This is a genomic window from Methylosoma difficile (assembly GCF_054657615.1).
Genome location: NZ_BAAHYJ010000003.1, coordinates 62,190 through 76,511 on the forward strand (window position 1 = coordinate 62,190; position 14,322 = coordinate 76,511).

Genomic DNA, 14,322 nt, shown 5'->3' on the forward strand with positions numbered 1-14,322 from the left:
GTTCTTACGTTTTATGGCTGTTTGCAGCCATCAGAGGATTCCCGCATGGAAAATTTATTGCCGATCTTGCAGAACCAGCTAGCCGACTGGTTGGTGCTTGCCCAAGCCAATACCTTATTTGTTGCAGCCGTTGCCGGAACGGTGTGGATGCTGACTTCTATTTTGTACAGCATTCGGATTGGCGGTTTAAAAAGATTGCTGGGCAAAAATGAGCGCAGCCTCCAGCAAAGCCAAGCCAGTTTGGTGGAAGCTAACCAATCATTACAACAACTGCAAGCCGATTTGGCGCAGAGCGTTGATGCAGCAGCGCAAGCAAATGCCGCAAAAGATCAGGAGCAACAGCGCGCCGATCAATTGCACGCCCAGCTTGTGCAACGTAACCAACAGCTGGCGGGCAGCATCCAAGCGCTTGCTATGGGTCTGGATATTGGCGAGCGCCCCGCGCCGGTCACTGAAGATATTCAGGCTGAAGCCGTTTGGCAACAACACAGTCGGGTTATCGAGCAAATTGTCACCGCCTTGCAAACAGAAATTGCCGCTAAAAATGAATGGCAGAGTAATAGCCAAAACGAATCAGCCAAGCGCGCAGCCTTAGAGGCGCAAGTGTTGCCTTTACAGGCCACGATGGCTGAGCAAGCCCAGCAAATCGAAGCTTTGGCGGCAAAACTTGACCAGCAAACGTCTGCTTATTTGGCTTTGCAACAACAATCCGCCGAGCAAGAAGCTTTACACCAAAGCCAACAGCAACAATCGGAAGCGGCTTTTGCCCAATTGATTGCCGATCACCAAGCCGATGTGCAGCGTTTGCAAGCATTGGAGCAACAGGCTAATGAATCGGCGGCCAGTGCAGAACAGCTTCAGCAATCGCAGGCAGCCTTGGCTGATAAAGACGCGCTTATCGCCCGCTTAAGGGTGCAATTGGAGGAAGCAACGGCGGCAAAACCAGTGTCCGTTGTTGCACCTGTACCTGTTGTGCCAGAGGTTATTGATACGCCTGTCGAAAAAGTAGTGATGTCTGCACCCGAAACCATAACGCCAGTTGAGCAACCGGTAGAGCCGCTCAGTGAAGAAAGTCCGCGTCAAACATCACTTGGTTTATTGAAAGGATTGTTTTCGAAAACATCGCAAACGCCTGAATTACCGGAGCAGGAAATAGTTCCCGTTGATGTGGTGGCTGATCCCATTCCAGAGCCAGTTAAAGAAGAAGCGCCAGAACCTGAACAGGCCGAAGCGCCCGTTAAAGAAAGCGCATTTGGATTTGTTAAAAATATCTTTGCTAAAACAGCGGAGCCTGCAGAAGAGGCCCATGTAGCACCAGAACCGGAGCAGGTAGTCGAGGAAGAAGTGGTCGAGCCAGCCGCTAAAGCCAATGCTTTAGGGTTTATGAAAAATGTTTTTGCCAAACCTGCCAAACCTGCCAAATCGGTAATGGAATCGGAAGTCAACGAAACGCCAGTTGTTGCTGCGCCAGAACCTGTTGTTGACGCGCCGGCAGTAAAATCAGAACCGTTCGGTTTTATGAAAAATCTGTTTGCCAAACCGGTTGCCGAAGTTGAGCCACAAGCGTTGCCTGAACCTGAACCTGTTGTAGAGCAAACCGAACCCACAGGTATGGCGTTCATGAAAAATATCTTTGCGAAAAATACCTCGCCAGCAGAGCGAGAGCCGCCTGTTGTCGAGCTCTCAGTGCCTGATGAACCGATAGAAAATAAGCCGTTTGGATTCGTAAAGCAATGGTTGGGTAAAACCGAAGCAACCCCTGAGCTTATTGAGCCAGAGCCTGTTGTGGTCGAAGAGGAAAAATCAGCCAATCTTGCTGGGCAATTAAAGGGGTTTTATAGCAAATTGACCGCCAAAAAAGACTAATCCGGTCAAGTGCATTAAAAAAGTGGTAGTGGTAAAAAATTAACTGATGACATGGAAGAGGAGTCAAAAAACATGTTTTTTGATGGCATCTTAGAAAAATAACATCACGTTGATTTTTACCATCACCCAAAAAGTAATGACAAGGATGTCGCTACGCTGCCATTTTTTCAAACGCCAAAAGCGTTGCGTATTTATATCTTCTTTTTGCTGAAACGGTAAAGGCAAAGGCCAGCAAAAAGACTGCCCGTATTATCCGCCAGCCAATCCCATCCGCTGACATCACGCCCCGGTACAAACGACTGATGCCATTCATCGGAAATGCCGTAAACACTACAAAAAACCACACTGGCAATCAGCAAGTCTAATCGGGAAAGATTGAAGCCTCCGAACGTCCGCCAAGCCAAAACCGCCATCACCGCATAAGCCAAAAAATGCTGCAGTTTGTCTTGATGCTCAAACAGGCTGGGGGCGGGCAGTTGTGTTTTGCTGGATAACCAAAAGATAAGCGCGCAATACAGGCCAAGGGCTAGGCCGTTAATGAATGTGGGCATGGGAAGGACATTTTGTGGCGTAAGTTTACGCCGACACGGTTAAGATATTTTTTTAAACCATTTATGTTTGGCCTTAATGGCTTTAACTTAATGCCATTAAGGCTTGCACCAAATAATGGAGGCTGTAATATAGGATTATATTTTGGCGTCAACCAAACCTAAAAACTTCATTCCGTCTTTGGCAAATACGGCAATGGCTTGGTCGTTTCTGCCATTAATAACAAATAGCAAAACTTGTTCTTTGTTTAACGTGTTTTTTGTCAAAAACCCATTTATTTTGTCGGCGGTTTCTGGATTTTTCATGACATCATTAAACGGCAGGGCATTTTTATTGAATTGTTCGGGAGTGGATGCGCCTGGGAAGGTCTGATAATAATCGGTATGCATGGCATAACCTGCATCGTTATTTAACCGATATAACAAGGCGTCCATCTTTTGTGAATTAGGTATGTTGACATTGATTAACTCGGCGGGCTGGAAAAAGCCTGGTGCTTTTATTGTATTGGGCAGCTTTGTTAAATCGGCATCGGGTGCGCGTATGATTTCAATTCTGTCTTCGGCAAAAGCTAAAAATAAGGGGCGCTCGCTTTGCAATGTCCACGCACCATAGCCAAACGCAGCTAATTGCAATGCGAACACGACGGTCATGTCAAACACCAGCATCCGAGGGTTTTTTTCTGGCTTGAAGACTAATAAGGTTAGGCTGGGGCCAAGGATAACATCTACGGCAACCATCATGCCCAGCACTTTTGTACCGCCTTGCAAATTTAACAAAGGCCAGGGTGCATACCAAACCGATAATACTAAACCTGCAAAGCTGGATAACAATAAGGCACTGACCAGCAAATGCAGCCAAAAAGCTTTTAAACGTAATGACATAAGCAAATCCTGATAAATAAGGTAAGGCTATTCGGAAGGTTTTTAAAGGAAAAATAACAAAGATAAATACTATCTGTTAAAAAAAACGTATCTATTAACGACAGGCGCTCGGTACGTATTTAGGATTGCCCGAAAATGAACAAGCCCACAGTAATTGTTGGGTTGTTGGACTTTCTGTTGGGGCAAGCATGATAAACTCACCCGATACTAACGTGCCAATATCGTTACCCAAGGTGGCAGTAATGACGCCGTTGGCACCCACTGATGTACTGGCGGTGTATTTGCCAGTGCAGCCGGCAAAACGGGCTTCCTGATTGGTGGTAGGCAAAAAACCATCATTACTGTAGGTTTCTGCTACAGCGGTTCTTGCGCTGTCAACACAATGCACAGCTTCACCAACTTGGGTGCGGACAACGTAATCCTGATAAGCTGGTAACGCCACCGCTGAAAGGATACCGATGATGGCAACCACAATCATCAATTCAATTAATGTAAAACCTTGCAATAGTTTTTGTGATGGTTTTTTCATGGTTGTTACCTTCTTCGCTAGCAATTTTGTAGATAATTTCTGGGTTAAAGAGAAGGGGATTTCTTAGGTAATAAGGCGTAATTCTCAAAAATAGGTAAAAAAAAACCATCCAACCTTTTAAGGGTTGGATGGTCGTTTTTCGCCGGTAAAGCTAGCGGCTAAAAATCGTTGCCACCTTACCCAGCCAAACTACTATTAACGGCAAGAACCAGGTACGTATTTAGCATCGCCATCAAAGCTACATGCCCAAACCAACTGTTGGGTAGTGCCGTCGGCAGTAGGTTTCAACGTGATGATTTTGCCTGAAACTAAGCTGTTTGCGTCTAGGCCTAAGGTAGACTCGATGCCGTTGGCTGTTACTGTTGTGCCAGAAGTATATTTACCTGTGCAACCTGCATAACCTGCAGCTGCGTCAGTAGTTGGGATGGTGCCAGTGTTAGAGTAACCTTCAGCAACGGCTGCTTTAGCGCCATCAGCACAAGACATAGGTTCAGCTACTTGAGCGCGGATGGTATAGTCTTGATAAGCAGGCAATGCGATAGCTGCCAAAATACCGATGATCGCAACAACGATCATTAACTCGATTAAGGTAAAACCTTGTTGAACTTTTTGCATTTGAGTGTTCATGATAATTTCCTTTGGTTATGTTATGTGTGTTGTGAGCGAGTTGGGTCAAACGATAGTTTAAGCTCGATTAGTAATAAGCAGGAGCTGTGCCAGGTTTGTTAAAAACTTCACTTTTTGGATAAAATTATTTTTATCCTTTTGATTTTTAATGGGTTAATTGTTTAGAAATTTGTTTTTCAGGTTGGTGCTGTATTGAGGCAGTGGACATTTTTTGCCTGTTTTTTTGCTGGATAGTCGTAAAGGGCTGTCAAAAAGTGACGATTTTTGTCAGTACGAGTATTGTATTGGTGGGTTATTATTTAAAACTCCTCGCGGAGGTTTTATATCAGCAATATATAGCTGTTTTGATTGGCAAATAAAAATGGTATATTAATGCCGAACCATTTATATATTATTGAGGGAGAAAATGACCGATTATAACCACCTTTCCGAGCTGGAATTACAAGCTGTTATTGAACAAGCAGAGAAAGCTTTAAAAGACAAATTAACCAATAAGCGCAAAGAAGTATTGGCGCAAATTAAGGAATTGGCGGCTTCTATTAATGTGGCTGTTGAGTTCCATGAGCTTGCCGATAAGCCGCAAGAATCGAAGTCAGCGCGTGTGGGCGTCAAGGTGCCTGTCAAGTATCGCCATCCACAACAGCCAGAATTGACATGGACAGGCCGTGGCATCATGCCTAAATGGTTGCAGTCTTTGTTAGACCAAGGCCGCGACAAGTCTGAGTTTGAAGTTTAAATAGCCTTCAATGGGCATTGGGCTATACACCCAATGCCAAAAGGATTTTCCGTTTGCCCTGATCCTGTCAGCGTGGATGGAATTACAGCATCCTAAAGGGCTTAGGATTAGCCTTTCGAAAGTTTCAGGACGAATGCCAATTCGATGAGCCGTTCGTGGTTCGACAAGCTCACCACGAACGGTTTAGCTTAAGTTCATCACGAACGGCTTAGTTAAATAGGGCTGGCTAAGCCCTAACCCCCACATCTTTTTTTCTTAATCAATAAAACGTCTGGTCAAATCGCCGTATTGGTCAATGCGCCGGTCGCGCAAATAAGGCCATACTTGTCTGACCTGTTCCGTCCTTACCCTGTCAATAGTGCCTTGTAGCAGTTTTTCTTCGCTGCAGTTGGCTGATGTCAATATCTCGCCTTGTGGGCCTGCAATAAAGCTATTGCCCCAAAAATTAATGCCTTTGCCTGAATCGGGTTCCGCATCGGGCGCGTACTCAAAGCCAATGCGGTTGCAAGAAATGACCGGAATGCCGTTGGCGACCGCGTGTGCGCGTTGGATAGTCACCCAAGCATCCAGCTGGCGTTGCCGTTCTTCGGGCGTGTCATCCATGTCCCAGCCAATTGCTGTGGGGTAAATAAGCAAATCTGCGCCTGCTAAGGCCATCAATCTTGCCGCTTCTGGAAACCATTGGTCCCAACAAATCAGTACACCTAATTTGCCGATGGAGGTTTGGATGGGTTTAAAGCCCAAGTCGCCTGGCGTAAAGTAATAGTTTTCTGAAAATCCAGGATCATCAGGAATGTGCATTTTGCGGTATTTACCGGCGATGCTGCCGTCTTTGTCGATGACAACCGCTGTGTTGTGGTATAGGCCTGGGGCGCGTTTTTCGAAAATGGTTGAGACGATGACAATCCTTCTTTTTTTGGCGATTTCGCAAAGCATGTAAGTGGTCGGCCCCGGAATGCTTTGTGCCAAGTTAAAATGGTTGGTGTCTTCAATTTGGCAGAAATAAGGCCCAAGATGCAGTTCGGGTAAGACAACCAAGTCGGAACCAGACGCTGCCGCTTCTTCAATTTTGGCAATGGAGTAGTCAAGATTGCTTTGGCGGTCTTTGTTACAAGGCTGTTGCACAGCGCTTACTTTTAATGTTGATGTCATAAGTCGGTCATATAATTAAATGGAGTGGGGCAGGCTTTCCGGTCTGTTGGAAAACAGTGAATGCAGAAGCTTGACGCGCTATTGCCACCGCGTAGGTATGATTGCAAAAGGGCGCATATTATTCAGCAAACTGCAAAAAAATCAATAAGGTATTGGTTTTTTTTAATGATGGGGTTTGGCGGGTGGCTACGCGTGACGTTTTTGCCGGTTTATATTTCCGCAAGGGTAGGCCTTGGGGGCTGTCTTGGCTTTGGCTGCAAGGTCTTTAAGCAAATGATTGGGGTTAGGAAAAAACAATGAAAGTAACGGTGTTTGGTTCGGGTTATGTGGGTTTGGTGACGGGCGCTTGCCTTGCCGATGTGGGCAATGATGTGGTGTGTGTTGATATTAACCAAAAAAAAATTGATGACTTAAAAAAAGGCATTATCCCTATTTTTGAGCCGGGGCTGGATGCTTTGGTCAATGCCAACCAACAGGCTGGGCGCTTGAAGTTTACCACCGATGTGCAAGAAGCTGTCAGCCACGGCATCTTTCAATTTATTGCCGTTGGTACACCGCCAGATGAAGATGGTGCTGCGGATTTGCAATATGTGTTGGCGGTCGCCAAAAGCATTGCCGAAAACATGACGTCCTACCGGATTGTTGTCGATAAATCCACTGTGCCGGTTGGAACGGCGGACAAAGTGAAGGCCACCATGCTGTCAGTTATGAAAGGCCGTGAAATGGATGTCGATTTTGATGTCGTCTCCAATCCGGAGTTTTTAAAAGAAGGCGAGGCCATCAACGATTTCATGAAGCCGGACCGTATCATTATCGGTACGGACAACCCGCGCACCGCAGAATTGTTGAAAGCCCTGTACGCGCCTTTCAACCGCAACCATGACCGCGTCATCAGCATGGACGTGCGTTCCGCCGAACTGACCAAATACGCCGCCAACGCCATGTTGGCCACCAAAATCAGCTTTATGAACGAATTGGCTAACCTTGCCGATTTGTTGGGTGCGGATATTGAGCAAGTCAGGCATGGCATTGGCTCGGATAAGCGCATTGGCTATTCGTTTATCTACCCAGGTTGTGGCTATGGCGGCTCCTGTTTTCCAAAAGATGTTAAAGCACTGGAACGCACCGCAAGGGAAATGGGCTATCAGGCCGAATTGCTGAGCGCGGTGGAAAATGTCAACGGTCGGCAAAAACAGGTGCTGTTCAGCAAAATCAACACGCATTACCAAGGCGGGTTGCAAGGCAAAGTGTTTGCTTTGTGGGGGCTGGCATTCAAACCGAAAACCGATGATATGCGTGAAGCCCCCAGCCGTGTTCTGCTGGAAGCTCTGATTGCCGCTGGCGCTAAAGTGCAAGCTTATGACCCCGAAGCCATGGATGAAGCCAAGCGCATTTACGGCGACAATCCCAGCTTGCTGTTAATGCAATCCGCTGAAGAGGCCTTGCAAGGTGCGGATGCCCTCTGTGTGGTCACGGAATGGAAAAACTTTTGGAGTCCTGATTTCGATCTAATTAAAAACACCCTAAAAGATGGTGTGATTTTTGACGGCAGAAATTTGTATCAACCCAGCGTGTTGAAAAAACTAGGGCTTATTTATTACGGCATTGGTCGGTAGCCGACGGTAAAAGGTGGGGGGAACTTTATGGGGCGGGAAGGCCTCATTGTTCCGCAGAGTATTGCTGCATTTCCCTCATCTAGCCTAAAGGTAAGCTATGAAAACGCTATATAAAAGTTCTGTTATTCTGATGCTGACGATTGCCAGTGCCAGCGTTTACGCTGTTGACACCGCCACGCCCGTACCCGCCGCCAAGCAGCCCCAAGACGGTAAGTCCGATGAACAGCATTTGCGCGGCATGCAAGATCACATGCTAAAAATGCATGAATTGTCCAACCAAATTCTTGCCGAACAAGACCCGACCAAAAAAGAACAGCTCAAAGCCCAGCAACGCGATATGATGAAAGAACACCGTATGCATATGATGGGTCATCGTATGGATAAAATGAAACACACGATGGAAGAATAAACCCTCCGTTTTTAAGCCCGCCAAAATAATTGGTGGGCGTTTAATGCCTTCAAGTCAAAACCATGCCATTTGCCATTCAATGGATTGAAAATTGTTCGGGTATAGCGCAACGCCTTAGCATTCGCACACCGGCAGGCCATTTACAGCTAACGCTGATGGATGATGTTATCTGCCAAGTCGATTGGCAATCCCCGTCCAACTTAGACAATCACGGTCATCCGCTCGCCCTGCAATTGGCGGCTTACTGGCAAAATCCACATACTTCGCTTCCCATTAAACTGCTTCAACAAGGCAGCGCCTATCGCCAGAAAGTTTGGGCGCAAATGGCTAAGATTCCTATGGGTGAAACCTTAAGTTACAAAGGCTTGGCTGAACAATTGGGTTCGGGTGCGCGCGCCGTGGGCAACGCTTGCCGCGATAATCCCTATCCGTTATTTATCCCTTGCCACCGCGTGGTTTCTGCATCGGGCTTGGGAGGTTATTGCGGGCAAACCGAAGGCCCGATGCTGGCAATCAAAACCCGCCTGTTGGCCTTTGAAGAACAATACAAGCAATGACCAATACTGATCTCATCGAACAATTCCTCGATGCCATTTGGGTAGAACAAGGCTTAAGCAAAAATACCTTGTCGGCTTACGGCAGCGATTTAAAAATTTTTGCGGCTTGGCTAGGCGGGCAATCATTGCTGGCGGTTGATAACGCCAAGCTCAACGAGTTTCTGGGTGTCCGCCAAAAAGACGGCATTACCCGCCGTTCTTCGGCGCGGATTTTGTCATGCCTGCGGCGGTTTTATGGCTATCAGCTGCGCGAAAACCGTATCGCCAGCGATCCTACGGTGCTGATTGATATGCCGCAATTGGGCAGGCCGCTGCCCACTTCTTTATCCGAACACGATGTGGAATTGTTGCTGGATGCTCCGGAAGTCAGCGTGCCGTTAGGTTTCCGGGACAAAACCATGCTGGAAATGCTTTATGCCACCGGTTTGCGCGTTTCCGAACTGGTCAACCTAAAATTTGAACAAGTCAGTTTCCGGCAAGGCGTACTCCGTGTGACCGGCAAAGGCGATAAGGAACGCTTGGTACCCGTCGGCGAAGAAGCCATGCTCTGGTTGGAGAAATACATCAGCCAAGCCCGCAGCACAATTTTAAGCGGGCGGCAAAGCGATTATTTGTTTGTCACCCGTCGCGGCGGTGCGATGACACGGCAGTCGTTTTGGCATATCATCAAACGCTACGCCAAAAAGGCGGGCATCTACAAAGCGCTGTCGCCCCACACTTTGCGGCACGCTTTCGCCACGCACTTGCTCAACCACGGCGCCGATTTGCGTGTGGTGCAATTGTTGTTGGGGCATTCGGATCTGTCCACCACACAGATTTACACCCATATTGCCCGCGAACGCTTAAAAGATTTACATTCCAAATTTCATCCACGAGGCTAAACATGACCCAAAACATCCACACCACCGCTTACATTGCCCCTGGCGTCACCTTGGGCGATAACGCCATCATTGGCCCGTTTGCGGTTATTGAATCCGGCGCCGTTTTGGGCGCAGATTGCCAAGTTGGCGCCCATGCGGTGGTGCAGGGGCATGTAAAAATGGGTGACGGCAATATCTTGCATCCCCATGCCGTTTTGGGCGGCTTGCCGCAGGATGTGGGCTTTAAGCCGGAAACCGAATCTTGGTTGGTGATCGGTGACAACAACACTTTTCGGGAAGGTTTCACCGCACACCGTGCCAGTAAAGAAAATGCCGAAACGCGCATTGGCTCCGGTTGCTTTTTTATGGCCAACAGCCACGTTGCCCACGACTGCGTGGTCGGCAACCACACTATTTTTGCCAACAACGTCGCCATTGGCGGGCATGTTGAAGTCGGCGATAAGGTCTTTTTGGGCGGTGCTGTGGTTGCCCACCAATTTTGCCGCATTGGTTCCTATGCCATCGTACAAGGCACGACCGGTTTAAACATGGATGTCATTCCTTTTACCTTGATTGGCGGTCGCCCCGCCAAGCATTACCGCCTGAACACCGTGGGTTTGCGCCGCGCGGGCATTACCGGCGAACGTTATAACGTGTTGTCGGCAGCGTTCCGCTTGCTAAGAAAGCGCAAAAGCCTGGACGGTTTGGAAGAAACGGAAGAATTGAAATTATTGAAAGAATGGTTGGCGGTCAAATCTAAACGCGGTTTGCATGGATTTATTGAATTGGCGGACTGATACACGCAAAAACCAACAGCTTTGAACGTTCCGAATATGCAAAAAACTTACTTAAACGTGCCTTATGCGCAAAAAGATGCCGCCAAAGCCCTCGGTGCAAAATGGGATGCCACCCAAAAAAAATGGTACGTACCTGCCGATAAAGACGTGGCCTTGTTCGCCCAATGGCAAACCGACGCTCCGCCCGTTGCCAGTAAACCCGCTGCCGCAGCAGGCAAGTCGGTGGCATTAAGCAGCGGCGTGACCACCTACCCCAGCGACCCCAACTTTGTCGCTTACAGCGGTGCAGAGCCGCCTTGGCAATAACTTAAAATGGCCCACTTAAAATACCTCGCCGGTTATCCCGCCCAAGTGACGGCGCAAGTGCAACAATTGTTGGATGACGGCAAATTGGCGGATGTGCTGGCCAAAAAATACCCGCAAGCCAACGACATCCGTACCGACAAGGCTTTATACAACTATACAGTTGCCTTAAAAAATGAGCATTTGCGCCAATCTAGCCCGCTCAGCAAAGTGGTTTACGATGATAAGCTCGATGTTCTGCATCATGCTTTAGGGTTGCACACCTTTGTGTCGCGGGTGCAAGGCGGCAATTTAAAAGCCAAACATGAAATCCGCATTGGCGCGGTGTTCAAGCAAGCGCCCGCCCCGTTTTTAAAAATGATTGTTGTCCATGAACTCGCGCATTTACGCGAAAAAGACCATAACAAGGCTTTTTATAAATTGTGCCAGTATATGGAGCCTAACTATCACCAGCTAGAGTTTGATATGCGCTTGTATTTGACAAGCCTTGAGGGACGGTGAGGCGCGGATAGCCCCGCGCCTCTTTTAGAACGGATTAAGGTTTAACGGTATAGGTTTCAGAATAGGTGCTTACTTTGCTGCACACATCCCGCGCCGTTGGGCTTTCGCAAGAAATGTCGGTGACTTCGGCTTTTAAAACGCCATTGGCTTCCGGCACAAAATAAAAGCGGAAGTTAGGGTCGGCACTGATAGCAATATCGGTTTTGGCGGTCATGATTGGCTTATCATTAAAAGTGACCCGCACGTTCTCGATAAAATGCGATTTTTTAATAAAACGCGTGACCTGGTCCATTTGCATGCCAGTCAGGTTAGGGTGGCTAATCAGCAATTGCACCATGCTGGGTTCAGCGGTTTTTACACCTTCATCCAGACGGAATTTCATCTTGCCCAAACGCGCCATTGCCGCGTCCAAATCTGCCCCCACCGGTGCAGAACAGCCGCCACTGGCTTTTACAAATTTTTTCGTCATCACCAATTTGCCGTCGTTCATCTCAGCAATCGCCCGGATGTAACTGTAGGTGTTCACGCGTACGCGCATCGCCAAATCGGCTTTGCCGCTGTCGGGTGTCAGTTCGAATTCGCCCACGAACGGAAACGGGTTTTTGTCGACCAGCACCAAAATTTTCTTCACATAACGTTCCGCCGTTTGCGGGATTTTGCTGGTGATTTTTAACGGCACCAAAGCTGGGTCTTCAGCACGGTAGGGCGCGTCAATTTCGATAATGTCGTTCGATTCGGCAATGGTTTTGCCTGCAAAATACTGGTCTTTTAAAACGCGGTTCCATTCGCTTTCGTCTTCTGCTGCGCTGGCAACAGCCGAAACCGATAACAAAAACAGGGCTGCAATTATTTTTGATTGATACATTTTTGATCCTAAAAAGGTTTTTGTCTTGTGCGTGTGATTCTAATGCCAGCCACCGTATTGCTTGGTGGTGTCGCCTTTAAAGCCGGCAGTGGTTTTGTTGGCATCGGGGACGTGCACGCTTTCTTCCGCCGCCCGCATCATGTTGACATGGCTGTAGCCGCCCAAGGCCATGGCGCGTTTGGCGATGGCGGTGGTTAAAGGATTGATGTCATATTGGATGATGTCGGCATCCACCACGGCGACGGTCATTTTTTCTGCACCTTCCTGAATGTCGGCATAAAAGGTCAGCACAATCGGCAGCACCGTACCGGCGGGGATTTCTATTTCGTAATGGGCGGTGTTTTTTAAGTGGGTGATGGCAACCAAGCGGTTGTCGCTGTCCGTTGCTTTAATCGCCCCCAGTTTTAAGCGCCTTTTGTTGTTGCTGACATACCCTTCCAAAATAGTGGTATGTTCAAATTTTTCTATTGCCGCTTCGGCAGAGCTCCGGGTTTCTTTGTGATTGTCACAACCTGACAGCAACGCCAAGCCCAACAACAGGCTTAACAGCATCAGGCGATTTTTTTGCCTACCCGAAAAAAAGGCTAAGAAAGTGTTCATAGTCAAACTCCACGTTTGGTATTGATAAATCCAGCACCTTAAGAAAATATCCAGACTATAAATCCGAGTTCGCGGTTTCCGCAAGCCTTATTCGATTTTACTGCTTAAGATTGCCTATTGGATTATCCAAAGATGCCCATCAAGCGCGGTCAGTGCTGGATTTGGATAAAAACGGGAAAAGGACTGACGTTTGGGCGGGTATTGCAGTGCTTGCCGAACCTATGAAAATCCCCTATTTTTCATGAGGTTGGTGAAGAGGTTGTTCTTTAAGGTGGTGGCGCGGGCGGCACGGATTGAAAGGTTTGTTCCGGCAGATAACTTAATATCGCCGGAACCTTGCAATCATTAACTGACCAACAGCATGTTATCCAAAGTCGTCTTCGCCAAGCGGGCTTCTTCGGCGTCAACGCTTATCCGGTTAATGACATGGCCTGCTGCCAAGTTTTCCAACACCCAAGCCAAATGCTGCGGATCGGTCCGGAACATGGTTGAACACATGCACAACATCGGCGACATAAAATGCACGTTTTTGCCATCGCCTTTGCATTCTTCGTGCAAGCGGTTGACCAAATTCAACTCGGTTGCCACCAACCAGCGGGTGTTGGCTTCGGCTTCGCGCACGGTTTTTAAAATGTACTCGGTCGAGCCGACATATTCCGCTTTCTCGCACACCTCAAAACACGCCTCAGGATGGGCGATGATTTTCGTTTCAGGGAACTTCTCCAAAAAATTGTCGATTTGTTCAGGTTTAAACACCTGATGCACCGAACAATGCCCGTTCCATAAAATTATTTTCGCGTCGCGGATTTGCTGTTCGGTCAAACCGCCCATCGGCTGGTTGAAATCCCACGTAACCATTTGCTCCAAAGGAATGCCCATGCGATGACCGGTATTGCGGCCTAAATGCTGGTCAGGGAAAAACAGTACCTTGCTGCGCTTGGCAAAGCTCCACTCCAAAATTTTGCGGGCGTTGGACGAAGTGCAGACAATGCCGTCGTGTTTGCCGCAAAACGCCTTCAAATCGGCGGCGGAATTAATATAAGTGACCGGCGTGACTTCATTATCGACATCAATAATTTCCGCCAGCTCCTGCCAGCATTTTTGCACCTTCATCAGGTTAGCCATATCCGCCATCGAACAGCCCGCCGCCAAATCCGGCAAAATGGCAATTTGCTCAGGACGCGACAAAATATCCGCCACCTCCGCCATAAAATGCACGCCACAGAACACAATATATTCGGCTTCAGACTGGGCAGCGTCGCGCGAAAGCTTTAGCGAATCGCCAGTAAAGTCGGCATGTTTGAACACCTCATTGCGCTGGTAATGATGCCCCAGCACCACACATCGGCTACCCAGCTGGGCTTTGGCGGCAACAATGCGGGCATCACATTCTTCGTCATCGAGTAAGGCGTAATCTTCAAAAGGTAAAGTCATGGTTTTGCTGATAGATAGGAGTCAAATAACTTGCCTATTA

17 protein-coding genes are annotated in these 14,322 nt (G+C 48.0%); 9 read left to right on the forward strand and 8 right to left on the reverse strand.

All coding sequences use genetic code 11. The annotated features are described in order from the left end of the window. Nucleotides 1-45 precede the first annotated feature (45 nt). On the forward strand, nt 46-1,866 hold the full coding sequence (locus ACYQ1O_RS09875) for a coiled-coil domain-containing protein (RefSeq protein WP_459991513.1): 1,821 nt from the start codon (nt 46-48) through the stop codon (nt 1,864-1,866). A gap of 191 nt (nt 1,867-2,057) precedes the next feature. On the opposite strand, the gene ACYQ1O_RS09880 is transcribed toward ACYQ1O_RS09875, so the two are convergent. From ACYQ1O_RS09880 to ACYQ1O_RS09895, 4 genes are all read right to left on the reverse strand, one after another. Next, the gene (locus tag ACYQ1O_RS09880) at nt 2,058-2,417 is read right to left on the reverse strand and encodes a VanZ family protein (protein WP_459991514.1); all 360 of its coding nucleotides are present in this window, start codon (nt 2,415-2,417) and stop codon (nt 2,058-2,060) included. Nucleotides 2,418-2,552: 135 nt separating this feature from the next. Next, nucleotides 2,553-3,296, reverse strand: coding sequence for a hypothetical protein (locus ACYQ1O_RS09885; protein WP_459991515.1), 744 nt, complete (start codon nt 3,294-3,296; stop codon nt 2,553-2,555). Between the two features lie 94 nt (nt 3,297-3,390). Continuing rightward, nucleotides 3,391-3,825 (reverse strand): pilin, encoded by a 435-nt coding sequence (locus tag ACYQ1O_RS09890; protein WP_459991516.1) that lies wholly within the window; start codon nt 3,823-3,825, stop codon nt 3,391-3,393. A gap of 195 nt (nt 3,826-4,020) precedes the next feature. Then, entirely contained in the window at nt 4,021-4,452 is a 432-nt protein-coding gene (locus ACYQ1O_RS09895) for a pilin (RefSeq protein WP_459991517.1), read from the reverse strand. Nucleotides 4,453-4,858: 406 nt separating this feature from the next. Here ACYQ1O_RS09895 and ACYQ1O_RS09900 point away from each other — a divergent pair, with 406 nt between their 5' ends. After that, complete coding sequence (locus ACYQ1O_RS09900; protein WP_459991518.1) at nt 4,859-5,188, forward strand: H-NS histone family protein; 330 nt, start codon at nt 4,859-4,861, stop codon at nt 5,186-5,188. 255 nt (nt 5,189-5,443) lie between these two features. Here ACYQ1O_RS09900 and ACYQ1O_RS09905 read toward each other — a convergent pair whose 3' ends face one another. Beyond that, nucleotides 5,444-6,340, reverse strand: a complete 897-nt coding sequence (locus tag ACYQ1O_RS09905; protein ID WP_459991519.1) for a carbon-nitrogen hydrolase — start codon at nt 6,338-6,340, stop codon at nt 5,444-5,446. Between the two features lie 296 nt (nt 6,341-6,636). Here ACYQ1O_RS09905 and ACYQ1O_RS09910 point away from each other — a divergent pair, with 296 nt between their 5' ends. The 7 genes from ACYQ1O_RS09910 (at nt 6,637) to ACYQ1O_RS09940 (ending at nt 11,383) form a co-directional block, all read left to right on the forward strand. Further along, nucleotides 6,637-7,956, forward strand: a complete 1,320-nt coding sequence (locus ACYQ1O_RS09910) for a UDP-glucose dehydrogenase family protein (protein ID WP_459991520.1) — start codon at nt 6,637-6,639, stop codon at nt 7,954-7,956. Nucleotides 7,957-8,053: 97 nt separating this feature from the next. Continuing rightward, complete coding sequence (locus tag ACYQ1O_RS09915) at nt 8,054-8,365, forward strand: hypothetical protein (RefSeq protein ID WP_459991521.1); 312 nt, start codon at nt 8,054-8,056, stop codon at nt 8,363-8,365. Between the two features lie 62 nt (nt 8,366-8,427). Then, entirely contained in the window at nt 8,428-8,922 is a 495-nt protein-coding gene (locus ACYQ1O_RS09920; RefSeq protein WP_459991522.1) for a methylated-DNA--[protein]-cysteine S-methyltransferase, read from the forward strand. Then, nucleotides 8,919-9,803, forward strand: a complete 885-nt coding sequence (xerD, locus tag ACYQ1O_RS09925) for a site-specific tyrosine recombinase XerD (RefSeq protein ID WP_459991523.1) — start codon at nt 8,919-8,921, stop codon at nt 9,801-9,803. The genes ACYQ1O_RS09920 and xerD overlap by 4 nt, the downstream gene beginning before the upstream one ends. Nucleotides 9,804-9,805: 2 nt before the next feature. Then, nucleotides 9,806-10,579, forward strand: a complete 774-nt coding sequence (gene lpxA / locus ACYQ1O_RS09930; protein WP_459991524.1) for an acyl-ACP--UDP-N-acetylglucosamine O-acyltransferase — start codon at nt 9,806-9,808, stop codon at nt 10,577-10,579. 36 nt (nt 10,580-10,615) lie between these two features. Further along, the gene (locus ACYQ1O_RS09935) at nt 10,616-10,885 is read left to right on the forward strand and encodes a DUF5710 domain-containing protein (RefSeq protein ID WP_459991525.1); all 270 of its coding nucleotides are present in this window, start codon (nt 10,616-10,618) and stop codon (nt 10,883-10,885) included. A gap of 6 nt (nt 10,886-10,891) precedes the next feature. Further along, entirely contained in the window at nt 10,892-11,383 is a 492-nt protein-coding gene (locus ACYQ1O_RS09940; RefSeq protein ID WP_459991526.1) for a M48 metallopeptidase family protein, read from the forward strand. Nucleotides 11,384-11,417: 34 nt separating this feature from the next. Here ACYQ1O_RS09940 and ACYQ1O_RS09945 read toward each other — a convergent pair whose 3' ends face one another. The 3 genes from ACYQ1O_RS09945 to nadA all read right to left on the reverse strand — a co-directional run bounded on the left by ACYQ1O_RS09945 (nt 11,418) and on the right by nadA (nt 14,282). Then, nucleotides 11,418-12,248 (reverse strand): quinoprotein dehydrogenase-associated SoxYZ-like carrier, encoded by an 831-nt coding sequence (locus tag ACYQ1O_RS09945; RefSeq protein WP_459991527.1) that lies wholly within the window; start codon nt 12,246-12,248, stop codon nt 11,418-11,420. A gap of 39 nt (nt 12,249-12,287) precedes the next feature. Then, a complete protein-coding gene (locus tag ACYQ1O_RS09950; RefSeq protein WP_459991528.1) occupies nt 12,288-12,848 on the reverse strand; it encodes a hypothetical protein in 561 nt (186 codons plus the stop codon). A gap of 345 nt (nt 12,849-13,193) precedes the next feature. Further along, nucleotides 13,194-14,282 carry a quinolinate synthase NadA gene (gene nadA, locus ACYQ1O_RS09955; protein WP_459991529.1) on the reverse strand — a complete coding sequence of 363 codons (1,089 nt, stop codon included), beginning with the start codon at nt 14,280-14,282 and terminating at the stop codon, nt 13,194-13,196. Nucleotides 14,283-14,322 lie beyond the last annotated feature (40 nt).